The 17,656-nt window shown below is 55.4% G+C and carries 12 protein-coding genes and 2 pseudogenes; 9 read left to right on the forward strand and 5 right to left on the reverse strand.

Annotation, left to right across the window (positions count from 1 at the left end):
• Positions 1-10 precede the first annotated feature (10 nt).
• The 3 genes and pseudogenes from XI02_RS44840 to XI02_RS10620 all read right to left on the reverse strand — a co-directional run bounded on the left by XI02_RS44840 (position 11) and on the right by XI02_RS10620 (position 3,950).
• Positions 11-436 (reverse strand): DUF2130 domain-containing protein, encoded by a 426-nt coding sequence (locus tag XI02_RS44840; RefSeq protein ID WP_197971330.1) that lies wholly within the window; start codon positions 434-436, stop codon positions 11-13.
• 103 nt (positions 437-539) lie between these two features.
• A pseudogene (gene nodU, locus XI02_RS45970) lies at positions 540-2,197 on the reverse strand (nodulation protein NodU).
• Positions 2,198-2,495: 298 nt separating this feature from the next.
• Positions 2,496-3,950 carry a M20/M25/M40 family metallo-hydrolase gene (locus XI02_RS10620; RefSeq protein WP_168858480.1) on the reverse strand — a complete coding sequence of 485 codons (1,455 nt, stop codon included), beginning with the start codon at positions 3,948-3,950 and terminating at the stop codon, positions 2,496-2,498.
• 477 nt (positions 3,951-4,427) lie between these two features.
• Here XI02_RS10620 and XI02_RS10625 point away from each other — a divergent pair, with 477 nt between their 5' ends.
• The 3 genes from XI02_RS10625 (at position 4,428) to glyA (ending at position 7,887) form a co-directional block, all read left to right on the forward strand.
• Positions 4,428-5,255 (forward strand): aspartate/glutamate racemase family protein, encoded by an 828-nt coding sequence (locus XI02_RS10625; protein ID WP_157183416.1) that lies wholly within the window; start codon positions 4,428-4,430, stop codon positions 5,253-5,255.
• A gap of 131 nt (positions 5,256-5,386) precedes the next feature.
• A complete protein-coding gene (locus tag XI02_RS10630) occupies positions 5,387-6,595 on the forward strand; it encodes a peptide ligase PGM1-related protein (protein WP_233475735.1) in 1,209 nt (402 codons plus the stop codon).
• A 35-nt stretch (positions 6,596-6,630) separates the two neighbouring features.
• Positions 6,631-7,887, forward strand: coding sequence for a serine hydroxymethyltransferase (gene glyA, locus XI02_RS10635; RefSeq protein WP_018269983.1), 1,257 nt, complete (start codon positions 6,631-6,633; stop codon positions 7,885-7,887).
• Between the two features lie 80 nt (positions 7,888-7,967).
• On the opposite strand, the gene XI02_RS10640 is transcribed toward glyA, so the two are convergent.
• Both XI02_RS10640 and XI02_RS10645 read right to left on the reverse strand, forming a co-directional pair.
• Entirely contained in the window at positions 7,968-8,825 is an 858-nt protein-coding gene (locus XI02_RS10640) for a DMT family transporter (RefSeq protein ID WP_018269984.1), read from the reverse strand.
• 614 nt (positions 8,826-9,439) lie between these two features.
• Positions 9,440-10,237, reverse strand: a complete 798-nt coding sequence (locus tag XI02_RS10645) for an IclR family transcriptional regulator (RefSeq protein WP_026192335.1) — start codon at positions 10,235-10,237, stop codon at positions 9,440-9,442.
• 207 nt (positions 10,238-10,444) lie between these two features.
• Between XI02_RS10645 and XI02_RS10650 the strand changes: the two genes are divergently transcribed.
• The 6 genes and pseudogenes from XI02_RS10650 (at position 10,445) to XI02_RS10675 (ending at position 17,594) form a co-directional block, all read left to right on the forward strand.
• On the forward strand, positions 10,445-11,605 hold the full coding sequence (locus tag XI02_RS10650) for an aminotransferase class V-fold PLP-dependent enzyme (RefSeq protein ID WP_080583579.1): 1,161 nt from the start codon (positions 10,445-10,447) through the stop codon (positions 11,603-11,605).
• Between the two features lie 209 nt (positions 11,606-11,814).
• A pseudogene (locus XI02_RS10655) lies at positions 11,815-12,605 on the forward strand (amino acid ABC transporter permease).
• A complete protein-coding gene (locus tag XI02_RS10660; RefSeq protein WP_018269988.1) occupies positions 12,602-13,297 on the forward strand; it encodes an amino acid ABC transporter permease in 696 nt (231 codons plus the stop codon). The pseudogene XI02_RS10655 and the gene XI02_RS10660 overlap by 4 nt, the downstream one beginning before the upstream one ends.
• Positions 13,298-13,352: 55 nt before the next feature.
• Positions 13,353-14,120 carry an amino acid ABC transporter ATP-binding protein gene (locus XI02_RS10665; RefSeq protein ID WP_018269989.1) on the forward strand — a complete coding sequence of 256 codons (768 nt, stop codon included), beginning with the start codon at positions 13,353-13,355 and terminating at the stop codon, positions 14,118-14,120.
• A 55-nt stretch (positions 14,121-14,175) separates the two neighbouring features.
• Positions 14,176-15,600: an aspartate ammonia-lyase gene (locus XI02_RS10670; RefSeq protein ID WP_129964845.1), complete on the forward strand. Its 1,425-nt coding sequence runs from the start codon at positions 14,176-14,178 to the stop codon at positions 15,598-15,600.
• A gap of 1,100 nt (positions 15,601-16,700) precedes the next feature.
• Positions 16,701-17,594: an amino acid ABC transporter substrate-binding protein gene (locus tag XI02_RS10675; protein ID WP_028343737.1), complete on the forward strand. Its 894-nt coding sequence runs from the start codon at positions 16,701-16,703 to the stop codon at positions 17,592-17,594.
• Positions 17,595-17,656: the final 62 nt, after the last annotated feature.

Genomic DNA, 17,656 nt, shown 5'->3' on the forward strand with positions numbered 1-17,656 from the left:
TCTCAGCACTTCATCGCTGATCATGTCCGACCAGGCGGGCTTCGGACGAAGGGATGGCGCACCGCGGGTGGGTGACCCAGATCCCGTCGACCATGTCGAAATGCTCGACGTTTCGCGGGCGCGCCTGCGAGACGATCACGGCGATATCGGCGCCGCTGAGCGACCGAAGGCGCCGGCCTGCCCGATATGATCCGTAGGCAAGCGACCATGATACAGAGAAAGGCCGACTTGCACGTGAAGGAGCTGCAGTTCGAGCGGCGGCAAAAGCTTTCGGATCTGGCGACAACCCTGGAAGAGCAGCAAGGCGCCCGACATCGCCATGAGCGGAATGGCAGATCTTCTCAAATTTCAAAATCCGTTGCCGGAACGCTTCGACGCCTACCTTTCGACTACCGTGCGAAGCTTGCCGCAGCTTCGCGAGATCGGTAGCCCTCATCGTAGGCACTCCTGCTACCCAAGATTCTAAGATCGCATGCTGCAAGACGCGAGGGAGCAAGGCCCCGTTGCAAAGATCACGTTGCTCATCATCACAACCATGCCTATGCGGCTTTTGTCCACAACATGCCATCGCACCATACGTGGTCAACTCGTCCCCATTCACAAGCTCCCGCAGCATCCGGAAAGAACCCACGTCCATTGAGATTGGCACTCGTATTGCAAAGCAGCGGGATGCCGGTAAGTTCTTCGTAGACCACGAGGAGTTCGGCGATCTTGTGTTCAGAGGTTCTAGAAACAGTCTGCAATCGCGCAGATCCATCAAGATGTACAACAGCTGGTACTCTATCGAGCCATTCCGCTCGCGTCTGATGATCGAACAGCATGTAAGGATCCGGGGTTCCGGGGAAGAAGATTTCTGGCGCACGATCTTCAATGCATATGGGCGCCACTGGCCGAAAGCATTCACGACGTTTGATCTGATTGAGATGATCCTTCATCCCCGCTGATGTGGCAGCCGCTAGGATGCTTCGTCCGCCTAATGCTCGCGGTCCGAGCTCAGCGCTGCCGGCGAGAAAGACGACGGGCTTGTTACTCGCAAGGATCTTAGCAAGCTCGCGCATATTGCACGGTGCGGCTTCCCATCCTGGTGGCGCCTCGTTCCGCAGAAGTCGCGGACCACCGTAGACCGACCATTCGAGTGGCACGAAGCCCTTCCGCTCTGCTAATGCGGCACAAGCCGCACCTATAGCCGCGCCGCTGTCATTCGGAAAGGGGGGCACCCAAACAGCATCGAACAGTCCGGCGGACCGCATTGCGCTATTCCACTTTATGTTAAGACCACAGCCGCCCGCTATGCACAGATTGTGTCGCCCTGGGAGCCGTGAATGACGTTGTACAGCAGCTGCCAATCGCTCAACCAGGAGATGCTCGAGAAAAGAGTGAAATGATGCGAGTATATCTTCATCTCGCTTGTGATCCAATCGCGAGGCGCTGGCTGCAAAGAAAGCGTGCATGGCAGGAAACCAATCCCCGCTCTCGATCTCCGTACGGTAGCCACGAGCACGCTGCGTGTCGCCGGCAAAGCATTCCTCGTAGAGCTCCCGAAAGACACTCACGATCGCATCATCGACACAACCCAGCGCGATATAGGCCATTAGCTTGCCAGCGACACCTAAATCCCAGGGTTTGCGGTCCAGATCTTTGAAGGCCCAAAGTGATCGCCGGCCACAGCATAGGCATGACCAACAATTGGAAACAGACATTCAACGAATCGGGCGCCCTGACGTTCAACGTGGTAGAGACGTGGAAGGATGGAGCCGTCCCACACAAGACAGAAAGCCGATTGTCCGGACTGAGCAAACGGGCTTGTGCAGTACGCGGAAGCCACATGGCCCGAGACGTGTGAATAACTTTTATAGGGAAATGCTCTGCCTTCTAGAATCAAGCCAGAGCCGTTGTACGAAGTGAGAAGCCCTTCCGCATGGGGCTCTACGTACGGTCCCCATTTGAGAGTGACAGAGTCAGTACCACTGAGCACTTGGGATTGACCGTCCCCCCCGCCGTCGATCACAAACTGATCAACATCGCACGAATCCAGTCCGTGCTCGGCCAAGGCGGCGACGACATCGTCAAGGTTTTCGATGGCTTGATAGCGGAGATTGTTGTCCCGCTTCTCTTGCTCAACACAAAAAGCCAGTCTTCCGTTCTCGATGAGCGCGATCGCTCCATCATGCCTCAATTTGATGCCGCAGATGCGCATAGCTTCTCCATGTCTAACGTCGGACATCTAGTGTCCGCCGTATCACGATGCAGAAAGCGGGCCAACCAGCGGCAGTGCTTGACGTTTTAGATCCGGAATGTCGTTCCGCCAGCAGTTTAAGCTGCATACTCGGCGTGTGTTCGATCTGGTGCAACTGTATGCGCGCCATGTGCGCACCGGATCATTGGTACCCGGCGGTCGGCGCGTTCCCGTGTCACATTGAGCGGCGTGAAATGGTATTGAAAGCAAGCGCGCGAAAATGGCGTCGAGGCGTCAGCGGATTGTTGCAGGCGCGGCTTCATTGACGGTTCATATATTGTCCGCCGCCTAATTGTTCCGGTTGGGACACGATCCGATCGTTTGTGCATCGTGAAAGCTCCGCAAGGATTCGAATCCACGAACGAATTCCCTTTTGAAAAGTGTAGAGATCGTACTTTTCGTTTGGGCTGTGGTGACGATTATCAGCTCGCGCGAAACCGATGGGTAGGGACTGCAGCCCTAGCCGGCGCTTAACAGTGTTCACGATGGGGATCGACCCTCCGCTTCCTATCAGCACCGAATCGCAACCCCACTCCTGTTTCAGAGCGGCGCGCGCGCAGTCCAGATACGGGCTCCTTGGCTGGATAAAAGATGCGGGGTGGCCTGTGAGCCCGGCAAACTGCACTTTGCAGTCGCGCGGTGTTCGAGCGCGAATGTGATTGCGAAACGTCGATCGTATCCTTTCGGGATCTTGACCATCTACCAACCTGAAAGAGACCTTGGCGACGGCACTGGACGGAATGATCGTTTTCAGGCCAACTCCGCAATGCCCGCCTGCTATTCCATTGATTTCGCACGAAGGGCGAGTCCAGAGTTGCTCCATTACCGAGTAAGAAACGTCCCCAGCCGACTGAGAGAGGCCAACAGCTCCAAGGAATTGCTCGGTGTCGAAATTCAGCTTCAGCAACTCGTCTCTGACAGTGCTGTCCAACTCCGATATGTTGTCGTAGAAGCCCTCAATCGCGACTTCTCCGTTCCTGCCTCTCAGGCTGGCGATGAGTTCAGCGAGAACCTGGATTGGATTGCGTGCAGCATTCCCATAAGCACCCGAATGCAGGTCCCGGTCGGCGCACGTTACTCGGACCTCCTCTTCTAATAGGCCGCGAAACATAACGGTAATCGCGGGTACCGCGTCGTTCCACAATGAGGTGTCGCAAAGCAACATGACATCAGCAAGCAATTCATGTTCGAATTCGTCCAAGAATGCCTCCATGCTTGGACTGCCGCTTTCTTCCTCTCCCTCGAACAACATAGATACGCCAACTGGCAGACTTCCTGTTGTCGCGTTCCAGGCACGGCACGCCTCAATGAAAGTCAAGAGCTGGCCTTTGTCGTCAGATGCGCCTCGGGCAACAATGTGGGTCTCCCCGTTAGGCTGGACCCTAAGCGTCGGCTCGAAGGGTTGAGACTCCCATTCCTGCAGAGGCTCTACGGGTTGGACATCGTAATGGCCATAGAATAGGACGTGTGGACCGGTGGCTTGCTTGCTGTGTCCGACCACTACAGGGTTTCCAATCGTAGCTCTGACGGATGCATCGAAGCCAATGTCAGATAGCTCATGGGCGAGCCAGGAAGCGGCCTCGCGGCATTGCCGTGCATAATGCGGTTCGCACGAGATGGACGGAATTCGCAGCAGTTGGAAGAGCCGGTCAAGGCTAGCATTCAGGTTCGTGTCCGCATGCTGCAGGGCCCTTTCAATGGTTTGCTTGGGCATGTGATGGCTATCTTCACAGGATATTTTCGAAGACATGCCTCTTTGTCCTTTCTTCGGAAGCCGTTGTTTGAATGGTCTGGCTCGCCTCCGACAGTAATTTCTCCAGCAAATAAGCAATGTGCGCTCTATTAGCTCCTCGGTGGACGATCTTTACATTTTCTATGGCTGTCAGGGCAATGTCCGAATTCGTCTCAATGGCGCCGATCCCCTTTGTCGCTCTGCACACACACATAACGTCCGCCGGCGTGTCTCATTCGTGACACAGGCAATGTGTCGACAACTATAAATATCGCAATCTCCATCAGGTCTCTGAAGACCACTTTTCCTGTCGAGTTGGCATACCCTTTGCTGTTCGCACGGCTCATTACCTAATGTTGCAACCGGCGCCATACGTTGTCACAACAGAGGAGCGCGAATTGTTTTGGCTACCACGCGAGCATGTCCTCTTGAATGAGTGGTTGCGGAACGGAAGTGCTGTTGCAGTCAAAGAAGCGCGAAAGGCAGGGTCGTCATACTATGAACTTTGTATCGAGGCTCGATATGCCGTTTGCAGGACCGCTTGGGCAACGGAGGCCCCTTGGGGTAGTGGGCGGAATGGGAAGCTTCGCAACTGCCAAATTCTTGGAATCTCTCGCGCGAAAACGCCGAGCGGAGAAAGATCAGGATCACATTCCGTATGTTGCTTTATCGCTTCCCGATATCACTGATCGATCACAAGCAATCTCAGAGGGGAGTGACGCGCCATTGCAGCAGATATTGGAGCGGGCTCATTGGTTAGAGCAAGCGGGATGTGGAGCGATAGCCATCCCCTGCAACACCGCGCACTTCTGGGTTGGTGAGATCAAGCAGGCGCTGTCGGTGGCTTTGATTGACGTAACCGAGATCACAGCCAAGGTGATTTGCGGCAGGAGGGACGCCGCAGCTCGCGAACTTCGTTTGATCCTGCTGGGAACGAATGCGACTATGCAGCACTCTCTATACCCGCAAACGAATGAGAAGTGTTTCGGCGAGAAATTCGCATGTTGTCGTGCAGAGTTTCAACGAGAAGCCGTTCAGATCATCGCGGATGTCAAGTCTGGAAATGCCGTGGAAGCACGACCAAAGCTGAAGCAGCTTGTTGATCAGATCAGACCCTTCGCGCCTGACGCAATTATTCTTGGTTGCAGTGAATTGTCGGCCATTTCCGACGGTCTGGTAGACGACGATGACATCGTTGATCCAATCAGCATTCTTGCTGACTCCTGTATTGCCTGGTGGGAAAAGGAAAACGAGCTCGTAAACCAGGCGCGCGACGGGGGAGAATGATGAGCCGGGTCATACTCGCGAACACTGGCTCCGCTGCAATGACGCCCTCGGCTCATACGCTATCAGATGAATTCCTGAGAGCAAATGCAGCCTCGGCCAAGAGGCTGCTCTGGCTTGCTAGGGACGACGATATGCTTATTACCCCAACTCCGGTCACGAAGGAGTTCTTGAACTACGTCAATTCCCTAAAAGGTGGAGGTAACATCAAATTGCTGTCGACCTCATCGACATCCACCAAGCGTCCCCTGCCGATCTCGGAACAGGACATCGCGCCCGGTAGCGCCTTTTCTAGATCGCTACGTCTGATGACTATGGGTGCTCAATTTTCATGTCTGGAGCCGTATATCGCTGACGAGGTATCAATTTCCATCGCGAGAGCTTTGGGGAATCTTCCTGTAAGGTTTTCAGATGAGAACGTTGGAGCAAGCCCGGTCGCAACGCGACTTCTTAACGACAAGGAGAAATTCCGCCAGTTTGCCTCCGATCTTGGCGTGCCGATCGCTAATGGCAGCAATTGTGCAAGCATGCAACAATTGGTCGAAGCCGTATGTGCAGTCCTGTCAGAGTCTGAGAGTGCCATTCTGAAGATGGCGCGTCATGCAGGTGGTGACGGCAATATCGTCATTTCGAAAAGCGCGGCGGGATCGTCGCAAGGCGCGACGCGGGCCGTGGCGACACCAAAAATTGATGCGGCTACCTTGCGCGAGGCCGTTCATGAACTTGGGCTGTCTCCGACAGTAAAAGAGCCCGTGATTGTCGAGGTATATAGTGAAAATGAGTCTTCGATGGGCGTCCATTTTGATGTCAGGAGAGACAGGGTTGAGCTTGTAGGTGTAGCTTCGATCCTCTTCAATCCAGGATACGGCGGGGCATATTGGAGTAGCGCTCTGCTCGATCATTTGCCCAACGATGTTCTCTCGTGGTGCAAAAGTCTTGGCAACTACGCCCAACAAATCGGGTATTTCGGACCACTTAGTGTCGACATCGTTAGAGCCAAAGAGGTTGGGTTCTTTGCATGTGAGGTAAACGGGCGCCACGGAGGCTTCTCTTCAATCAGGGCCGTATCAAGCGCGCTAGGATTGGAATGCGCTATCAAAAATGGAGCGCGTGTTGCTCTTTCCCGAAATTGCGTCTCCATTGCGCTTCGATTTCCCGACCTCATTGATCTGCTGCGGCGAAAGCAGCTTCACTATAGGCCTGCCGATAGACGGGGCGCAATTGTGATGGTGGAGGGCCATCAAGATGCCGGACCCTACGACTTTGTAATTTTCGGAAGAGATCTGGAAGAGCTTCAAGGTATCGAGCGTGAACTCGCTCAACTGTCGCATGCGAAAAACTGACGACGACGGCAGCATCACTGTGGGCAGGGGCGGTCATGGATAATCGATGCGAAAGCTTTGACGAAGAAGTGGGAGAGCTGCTGTACTTGGAGGAGCAACGCCAATTAAGCCAGCTGAGCTTAGTCGCTTCTGAAAACTATTCCTCTCCCAGAGTCAGGGAGTTCGAAGGCAGCATATTTGCCGACAAGAATGCGGAGGGGTATCCGGGAAGCCGTTGTGTGTCAGGCTGCGAGTATGCTGACAAACTAGAGCGGCTGGCAATCGAGAGAGCAAAATCCGCGTTCGCATGCGAACACGCGAATGTGCAAGCGATGAGCGCTACCATCGCAAATTTCGCAGTAATGAACGGCCTTTTTCAGCCTCAAGACAGGCTGATGGCGATGCGGCTTCAAGATGGCGGCCATTTGAGTCACGGTGCTTCATTCCATGCGAGCGGTCAAAACTTTCGGTGGTGCTTCTATGGAGTGTCAAAGAGCGACGAGCAACTGAACTATGATGCGGTGCGTTCGATCGCGCTCGAGAATCGACCCGTAGCAATCATCTGTGGCGGTTCTTCATATCCACGCTTGTTTGATTATGGGAAGATGCATGAGATCGCACGTGAGATTGACGCGCTTCTTTGGGTGGATCTAGCGCATACCGCGGGTCTCGTTGCTGGCCGCGCCGTTCCGTCTCCCTTCCCTCACGCCGACATTGTAACAACTTCGACACATAAGACACTCCGAGGCCCGCGGGGCGGCGGACTTATTTTGTGCAAAAAGCGTTTAGGCAAGGCGATCGACCGTGCCATATTTCCCGGACTGCAAGGGGCGCCTAAAATGGACCTGATTGCGGCAAGAGCCGCATTGTTAGCTGAGGTGCAAACGTCCTCTTTTCAGAGGTATGCCGGAAAGGTGTTGAGAAACGCCAAGGCGTTGGAGGCTGGCTTGCTTGAGACGGGCGCTACACTCGTTTCCGGAGGTACTTCGTCGCACTTATTGCTTCTCAGTCTGATGAGTTGGGATATGAGCGGTCGTCAACTTGAAGCGGCGTTATCGGCAGCCCAGGTCATCGCCAATAGGAATCCGATTCCCTTCGACAACCGTCCGCCATCAGAAGCAAGTGGACTGAGAATCGGTAGCGCCGCTCTCACGACGAGAGGCTTTGATGAAGCGCAGTTCGTTCGGCTCGGGAAGTTGATTGGAAATGTGATTACTTCGACCAATAAGCATAACGGTATTGCTAACTTGAGCGCTTTCGTTAAGGAAAACACAAAGGGGCTGCCTTTGTTCAATGAGAAGTGGTTGGCGTAGATAGACTCAATTCACGTTGAAGTGTCTATCTTGCCGGTGTCTTCCGCGACAGCGACTTTCAACCTGATCAGAGGTCAGTGTCATTTCCGTATCACTCTTTCTGCCAGACAGGCCGAAGACCCGACCAGGATAAGTCCGGTACCAAGCCACATCATAGGAGTTGGAGTGATGCCAAAGCAGACCAGATCGACCAGTAAACTTGCTGGCAGACGGACGAAGTCGAGTGGAGCGGCGCGCGCGAGGCGGACGAGAGCATAACCGCGCCCCAGCGCGATCTGTAACAGTGCGGCCAACCCCGCAATAAGCAACAGTAACGGCCAATCAGCGGGTGCCGGCCAAACCCACACAGGGATTGCAAAAGGCAGGCCGATCACAGAGCTCCAAAGCATAAAGTATAGGGCCATCTGTTCGGGAGCATCGACGCTGGCTATGCGCCGTATCATCATGACAGCGAGACTGTCGAGGGCTGCGCCAATCAAGCCAATGACAATCCATGTGTCTGCGCTGCTGATGGTCGGTTGAACTATGGCAAGCATGCCGAAGAGCCCGAGAATCAGTCCAAAGGCCGTCGCGATGTTCTGCCGCTCCTTCAGTACCAGCGCCGACAAGAGCAAGGACCAGATGGGTGACGTGTAGAGTATTGAGGCAGCTACCGTTAGGGGAAGCTTCGATGCACAAGCGACGAATGCCAGAAATCCCGTATAGCCAAATACAGATCTGAAAAAATGTTCTTTCGAAAAAAGGAGGCGGGAGTCGAAGCGGACGTGTTTAGGGAGAATAAGGAAGATGATTGGGATCGACAGGACGCTACGCAGAACAGTCACCTGCAAGGGGGAAATCGTCTGCGTTACAACCTTGATAGCCGAAGACATAGTAACGAAGATCAGGCTGGCGAAAGCAACATGGGCCATGCCGCTTAGTTCGGCATCGCGGTTCATCCGCGCTCTCCTTAGGGATCTGGAAGGTGAACACCTGATGGGTCTTATGGCAGGGCTCTCTGACCCAGGCAGGAATCTGTAGGTCGCGGTCGCTCATAGAGAGGGGGGCAGGACGAGATTGTCCGAAGACACTTCGTGCAGTCACCGATGGTCAATTTGTATGCGTCAAATGGCGGCCCGCGCCTTGAACCGGTCCGCGCGAGAAGCGGATGCTGGATTATATCAGCTAAGTGTGCCGTCCGGCACGACTGTGCATGATAGCGAGCAGCAACATGCGAGCGGTGCGTGCCAAGGATCGGGCCTGAGTCGGATTGGCAAAGATGCGCCAAGCGGATCTGTCGTTTCAGGGGGAGTGGTGCCGTGATCGTGCATGAAGGTCGGCGCACTGCAACTATTATCCCGTTTGAGCTCTGGCCTGGCATCTACCTTGCCAGATGCCCTCCATCTCGATCAACCACTAGGCATGCTAGTTGACGATGGCGCTGCGGCACAGTCCGTAACGGCGATGGATCAGGCTTGTGGACGCTCGAAGATCTTGCCGCCACGACTTGCCGAAGGAGAAATCCATTCTCTTTCTCCCGGCCAGAAGGAGCGGAGCCGAGGGATCCGTCTCCTCAAGTATCCTCAAGGGTTTCGTCCTCGCTATCCGTCTGAAGGATGGTTTGCGACAGGAGCTCGGCGGCTCTTTGAAGTGGAGGAATGAAGCGCTCAAGCTCTGCAAAGCTGACTCGGGCCGCGGGCACGGACACGCCGAGACAGGCGATCAGCTCTCGGTCCGGAGAAACGATAGGAACCGCACAGCCGACGACGCCCTTCACGTATTCCTCATTGGTCTTTGCCCACCCTCGATGGCGCGTCTCCTCGAGAAGCTTCAGGAGGGTCTCGCAATCCACGATGGTCTTATCAGTGTATTGCGTCAAAGCGAGTGAGCGGCATAGCTTTTCACGCGCTCTTTCGGGTAATCGGCTCATGTAGATCTTTCCGGTCGAGGTGCAGTGAAGCGGAGCTGCCTCGCCGGGATTGAATTGAAGCCCCTGTGGTTGGGACACGCGTACGCTGTCGACGTAAGTGACGAGATTGTCGCGCACGACACCGATCTCGCACTGTTCGCCGATCTCGCCGGCAACCGCGCGCAGCACCGCGTGCCGCCGCGCCGTGCGAAAAGCCGCGCCGATGACCTTGGCGGACAGCATAACCAACTGATTGCCTACCACGTAGCGCTTCGATCCAAGCGCTTTCTGAAGGAGGCCGCGTTCTTCCAGATTTCCGACAAGCCGATGCGCGGTTGGAACGGGTAACGAAAGGGCGTTCGCGATCTCTGCGACCGAGACGGCCTTTGTCTGATTAGCGACATGGCCAACTATGGCGAGCGCCCGGTCGAGGGGTCCTGCAGTGTTTTTCTGTTCCGCCATTGTGACCTCCATCTAAGAGAATTATCAGATTTCGGAATTATTGCTACTGAAATATGAAAAAACGGCTTGGACCCTACGCGGGTTTGCTCATAACGTTGGCGTTGTCGGTCGTTGATCGGTTTTTGTGCATTGCACGAGCCCGGTTTGGATGACGACCAAGCCCGGGAATCGGCGGTGCGGGCGGCTATTTTGAAAGGGAGATTGGGAATGTCTCGTCATTACGACGTGGAAGCTGTGCGCAAGGAGTTTCCTGCAGCCGAAAGGATGGTCTACCTCGACTCCGGTTTTCAGGCGCCGCTCGCGCGTCCCGTAATGGCCGCCATCGAAACCTTTCTTCGTGAAGGCTTGGAGACCGCCGGACCGAAAGGTGTGTGGCTCGATCGGGTTGAGCAAACGCGTGCCAAAGTAGCCCGTTTCCTTGGGGTGTCGGCCGACGAAATTGCCTTTACGAAGAATACCTCGGAAAGCATGAACATCGCGGCGAACGCGTTGCCTCTGCGAGCCGGCGATAGCGTTTTGATGATCCATGGGGATCATCCAAACAACACCTATGCCTTTCTCAACTTGAAGAAGAAAGGGGTCGAGATCGACTTCCTTCCGATGACGGACGTCGTAAACGCCGACACGTTCCTTCCGCGCATCGACGAAAAGACCCGTGCGATCTCGCTGTCGCACGTCACCTTCCACGCCGGGCATCGCTTCGATATCAAGAGCATCGGCGCGCTTTGCGCGGACAAGAAGCTCTACTTCGTCGTCGACGTCATGCAAGCAATCGGAATCGTTCCAATCGATGCGAAGGCCACCCAGGCAACCTTCGTCGGCTCCGGGAGTCACAAGGGATTGCTCGTCCCCCAAGGTCTCGGGTTGCTTTATTGGAATAAGGCGTTGAAGGAACTGGAGCCTGCCTATCTTGCCGCTGCCAGTTTGGCGGAGATTCCTCACGACCTTATCGCTCGTCCCGACTGCCTGACGCCATCTCCCAGCGCGCGACGCTTCGAGCTGGGAAACTTCAATCTTCCCGCAGTTCACGCGCTCGGGGCTTCGCTTGACTTGATCGAGCAGATCGGCGTTGAGAACATTCAGAACCATTGCTTCGATCTGGGTGATCATCTCATCGCTCAACTGGACGAACTCGACGTTAGTCTCGTGGGTCCGCGTCAGCGGGAACATCGCTCGCCTCATATCTACGTCGTTGGTCTTCCCGCGGCAGAATGGCTCAGCTACTTCGAAGAGAACGGCGTGCGTGTTTCCCCCGAGCGCGACGGCATTCGCGTATCGTTCGGCATGTTCAACACCGCCGCCGATGTGGATCGTCTGGTGCATCTCATCCGCGGACGCCAGCTAAAAAAGTCATTCAGGGCCGCTTAGGATTTGGCATAGTTGGAGAAAACGCACGCGAAGCGGACGGCGGTCTTATCCCGTCCAAGGGTGAGTATTACGCCTTTCCGCTTACTGGCGTGCTGAAGGAGAAGGCCGCGTAATCAAGTGACGCGGTCGACTGGCACCGGCGCAACGCGCACGACGACCAGCCATGCGGAGCATGGTCGTTATGCGCACCTGCAATCGTGAGGCTCGCGATGTTCGGAGTTCTTCTTGAAAGGACCATGGATGGCCAGCGTTACATCGACTGGCTTCTTTCCGGTCTTGGTTGGACGTTGGCGCTTGCCTTCTTCGGCTGGTGGATTGCGTTCGCAATCGGAATCGCCGTCGGCATAGGGCGAACTGTACATAACCCCTTCTTCCGGGCTTTAGCACGATTGTACGTGGAGGTCTTTCGAAACATCCCCGTTCTCGTACAGATGTTTCTCTGGTACTTCGTCCTGCCCGAGCTTCTTCCAACTACCATGGGAGACTGGATAAAGCAGATACCGCCGCCTTGGGGATCTTTCTTTCCGGCCCTGTGGTGCCTCGGCCTCTACACCGCCGCGCGCATCGCAGAACAGGTTCGCGCTGGCATCGAAGCCTTGCCAAACGGGCAACACGAAGCGGCTGCCGCACTCGGCCTAAGCGGATATCTGATGTATCGTCATATCATCTTGCCGCAGGCACTTCGGCTCATTGTGCCAAGTCTGACAAGTGAGGTGATGGGCGTCTACAAAAATACGTCCGTTGCTCTAACATCGGCTTGATGGAGCTGACCGCTCAGGCGCGCCAAATCAGCGATGCTACGTTCCAAACCTTCACGGCATTCGGCGCCGCCACTCTCATCTATCTTGCTTTGGCTCTGATCGCCTACCAGACGATGATGCTCATCGACAAAGCCGTGCGCATTCCCGGTACCGCACCGGGCAGGGAAGCCGTCGGATCAGATTTTGACGACATGAAGCTGGAGAGCCCCCTGCCTGGCAATATGGAGGTCGTGAAATGAACAGCCTCGATTTTTCGATTGTCGTGCAGGCGTGGCCCTATCTATGGTCAGGATTGTTGTTCTCGCTTTCCTTGACGGCGGCCGCCTTCCTGGTCGGGATGTTTCTTGGAACGCTCTTCGCCCTCGTGCAGCACTTTGAGCTCCGCATTCTGAGCCAGCTCGTGCGTAGCTATGTCGCCCTGATGCGATCGATTCCGCTCATTCTTGTCCTGTTTTGGTTCTTCTTCCTGGTACCCATCGTTCTGGGGTACCTCTCAGGCGGTGGCCGTCCGATTCCAGTCGGTGCCACCTATACGGCGTTCATCACGTTTGGCTTGTTCGAAGCCGCCTACTATTCGGAAATCATCCGCGTCGGGTTGCGTGCTGTGAACAAAGGACAATTCGAGGCTTGCCAGGCTCTCGCCCTGTCGACATTCGATACGTATCGTCATGTCGTCCTTCCGCAGGTGTTTCGGGTCGCCAGCCCGATCATACTGAGCCAGACTATTATTCTGTTTCAGGATACGTCCCTCGTTTACGTACTATCGCTCACTGATCTTCTTGGTGCGGCTTCGAAGCTGGCACAGCTCAATGGCCGCCTCGTCGAGATGTACCTCGCAGTGGCCGTTGTTTATCTCATCATAAGCTCCGCCGCGTCCCAATTTGTCGCCTGGCTCCGCAAGAACTCCGCAATTGCGGGCGCCCACCGATAGTCAATCGATTATCTGATGACCCGTTGTTCCTAGGGACTACAACCTGGAGATCAGTATGCAACAAGAGCGCACAGTTAGCCTGGGCGACCAGGCGTCGATGGTTGTCGTCGAGCACCTCGTCAAGCGGTTCGGCAGCTTCAATGCCCTGAGCGACATCAACCTCAACGTCGCCAAAGGAGAAAAGATCGTACTCTGCGGGCCATCGGGTTCGGGGAAGTCAACTCTCATCCGTTGCATCAATCATATCGAAAAGCCCGACGCCGGCCGTATAGTGGTCGATGGGATAGAGCTGACGGACCGAATTCGCGATATCAACAACGTTCGCTGTGAAGTCGGCATGGTCTTTCAGAGCTTCAACCTGTTTCCGCATCTCTCGGTGATCGAAAATTGCATGCTCGCTCCGATGAAGGTCAGGGGCCTTACTCAGGCTGAGGCGAATGACCGGGCGATGATGCTGCTGGGAAAAGTCCGGATCCACGATCAGGCCAAGAAATATCCCGCGCAATTGTCGGGCGGCCAGCAGCAACGTGTCGCTATAGCCCGTGCCTTGTGCATGCAGCCCAAGATCATGCTCTTCGACGAGCCGACTTCTGCCCTCGATCCGGAAATGGTCAAAGAGGTGCTCGAAACCATGGTTGAGCTCGCGCAGGACGGGATGACAATGGTCTGCGTCACGCACGAAATGGGTTTTGCGCGCGAAGTTGCGGATCGTGTGGTCTTCATGGATCGCGGTTCAATTGTGGAAGAGGGCGATCCGAGCACCTTCTTTCGCGCGCCGAACACGGAACGCGCGAAGGCCTTCCTCAATCAGATCATCCACTGAGGTCGCGGCCCGCACGGTCTTCCCCGAAAAGCCATGACAGAAATGAGAGTTTGATATGACTGGCGCATCGCCAACAGAGCGCATTGAAAGCGATTCCCTTGGGCCGGTGACGATCCCCCTCAAAGCTTACTATGGGCCGCAGACCGCGCGCGCGATCGAAAATTTCCCGATCTCTGGCATTCCGATCAACCACTTTCCCATATTCCTAAAGGCCTTGGCATTCGTGAAGATGGCCGCAGCCAGGGCAAATGCGAGCCTCGGAGATCTTGAGCAGAATAAGGCCGATGTAATCTGCGAGGTTTGCGGCGAAATAGCACGGGGAGTGCTGTGGAGAGAATTTCCGCTCGACGTCTTCCAGGGAGGAGCGGGAACGTCGACCAACATGAACATGAACGAGGTGATAGCAAACCGTGCCCTGGAAATCATGGGACTTCCGCGGGGACGATACGACGTCGTCCACCCCAACAATGACGTCAACCTGTCGCAGTCCACGAATGACATCTATCCGACCGCAATCCGGCTTGCGATATTGCTGTCCCACGGGCAGCTCCAGGCTGCACTTGAGCGCCTCGCGATTGCCTTTGAGGAGAAGGCAACTTGCTTCAGCGAAGTGATAAAGCTCGGCCGAACGCAATTGCAGGATGCCGTCCCAATGACTTTGGGGCAGGAATTCCAAGCCTTCGCGACGACCCTTCGCGAGGATGTCTCTCGACTCGGAGAGATCGCCTCATTCTTCCAGGAGATCAATCTTGGAGGCACAGCGATCGGTACCGGCATCAATAGCAATCCCGACTATCAGGCACTTGCCATTTCGGAACTTTGCGAGATATCGGGTCTCCCGCTCGTTGCGGCCGGCAACCTGATCGAAGCTTGTTGGGATACCGGAGCCTTCGTTTTGTTTTCCGGTATGCTCAAACGAACGGCGACTAAGCTGTCGAAGATCTGCAACGACCTAAGGCTACTTTCTAGTGGACCACGCGGAGGGCTAAACGAAATTAATCTGCCGCCGCTTCAGCCCGGCTCGTCCATCATGCCTGGCAAGGTCAATCCGGTGGTGCCGGAAGTCGTCAATCAGGTCGCATTCCAAATCATCGGCTACGATCTAACTATCACACTTGCTGCGGAAGCCGGGCAGCTCCAATTGAACGTCATGGAGCCTGTGATTGCGTACAATGTTCTCCATTCTCTCGAGCTGCTGATCAATGCGATCGAGGTGCTACGCACGAAGTGCGTCACCGGGATCACGCCAAACGAGCAAGTATGTCTTAGACACCTCGAGGCCAGCGCTGCGGTTGCGACAGCCCTCAGCCCAGCGATCGGTTATGAGCGTGCGGCCGAGCTGGCGAAGAAGGTGCTGATCTCGGGCAAGACAATCCGCGAAGTACTTGACGAGGAGCCGGGTCTTTCCCCGGATTTGATTGCCCAAACGACCGATCCGCGTCGACTTACCAGGCCGACGCGAGCGCGATTGGCATCATAGATCCCGAGCATGGATCAAAAGGAAGTACGAGTTAACGAATGCAGATCGTCGTCTTCCGAAGTCGGTCAAAAGAGCCGAGCCGCAGTCGGTTCGATCCATGGAATCGATCGAACTCGGATGTCCTCGCCAGATCATTCTGATCGGGAGCCGGAAGGAATGCTTAACGCCGCGCGTACCGGCGGCGTTTTCCGCCGAAACGTAGCCAAGATGAAAATTGGTGGCGGGCAATTCAAGGACCTCGGAGACGTACGAGGGGATTTTCGATACAGCCTGCCGCCTGACACGTGTCGTGGGCTGCCCGTCAAGCTCGGTGATCAGCGTGTCAGCTTCCACTTCTCCCTGACTTGGCCACCGCGCCGGCGGTGGCCGCTCTTTTCTTGAGCCGTGTAGACTTGGAGCTTGCGTAAGGAATTGACTTGCGAAAGCGGCTGTATCGCCAGCACACCTCGAGGTGAGACGTCGTGTGATCAGTCGGGTCCCGAAGCGCCGACGACACCAACGAAGGCATCGCCAGCTTCACCCCCGGTTCGACCAGGACTTGCGTCCCATTTGGCTCGGTCTCGACCATCCCAGCCTTGGTCGGCGCCGCGGTGCTCTAAACGTGCACCCTTTGTGCTGCGGGAAAGACGCTCGAAGTGAGTGCCGCCCGCGCGAAGGGGCCGACTGTGAACGATGAAAAGCACGGATTCCCAAAGTTTAGAAAATGCACATTGCATGGATTTCGTGTTTCCCGATTGAGCATGATCGCCGACGGGCGGAAGCATCTCACGAGTGGTGGTTAGGGCGGACCTGTCGAATTTGTGACGTCGCCCGTAATTAAATTATCATATTTCGGAATTAAAAAACTCGCAAACTGAAATTTATATGGTGCCAAACGGATCGTGAGGCCTATCATTTAGCCACGGCTGAGTGCTGCCCGGTTTATGTGCGGTGCGGAAATGAGCGGATGTTTTGCTTCCAGGTTCGGGCACTAGGCGTCTGCCGGCTGTTGGAAGGGGCAATCCTAGCGAGGCCTGATCGCGCGTGGGTCGCGTGGCAACGCACGCGTTGCCCAAGGCCAAAGACGCAAAAGCGCGGCTCATATGAATCAGAGGAATTCCATGGCTAAAATGTTTGCACTGCTTTCAGCGACTGTGATCACCGGAATAGCGATCTCCACGGCCCAGGCGGGGCCAACGCTTGACAACATCAAATCGAAAAGGGTGATCAGCATTGGTTACCGCGAGGCTTCGATACCTTTTTCCTATCTCGGCGCCGATCAGAAGCCTGTTGGTTTTTCGCTCGACCTTTGCGCGCACGTCGTCGACCGTCTGAAAGTTGATCTTGGCACTCCGGACATTCAGACGAAGCTCACGCCCGTCAACTCGTCAAACCGGATCCCACTTATCCAGAATGGCACGATCGACATCGAGTGCGGTGGCACTGCCAGCAGTAAGCAGCGTCTGGAACAGGTGTCATTCAGCGTTGCAACCTTCGCCAGTCAAACGGCTTGGCTCGCAAAGGCGTCAAGCGGGCTCAAGACACCGAAAGACCTGAAGGGAAAGACCGTTGTCGTAACTCAGGGTTCCGATGCTCTCGGCATTGCCAAAGGCATTTCGCAGGGAGACGACCTCAATCTTACTATCGCGCAAGCCAAAGATCATGCGGAATCATTACTGCTGCTTACGACCGGCCGTGTGGCGGCGTGGGTGGAAGCTGACATTCTCTTGGCCGGCATGAAGGCGGATTATTCGAAACCAGCTGACCTCATCTTTCTAAAAGCTAACTACGGTACCGTTTATTACTATGGTCTGATGTTCTCGAAGGACGATCCCGACTTCAAAAGGATAGTTGACGACGTTCTCTCCAAACTCATGGCCTCCGGCGAGTTCATCAAAATCTACGACAAATGGTTCGTAGCTGCGATCCCGCCGAAAAACATCAATCTGAATTTCCCAATGACCGATGCGCTTAAAGAGCGCGTTGCCCACCCTAGTGATGTCGTCAATTACTGAGCTTGCCCGCGACGACGCGAAGCCGTCACGGCGGTACGACGTCAACACCGGACCGACAGAAT

The organism is Bradyrhizobium sp. CCBAU 21365 (assembly GCF_015291305.1).
Lineage (GTDB): Bacteria > Pseudomonadota > Alphaproteobacteria > Rhizobiales > Xanthobacteraceae > Bradyrhizobium > Bradyrhizobium elkanii.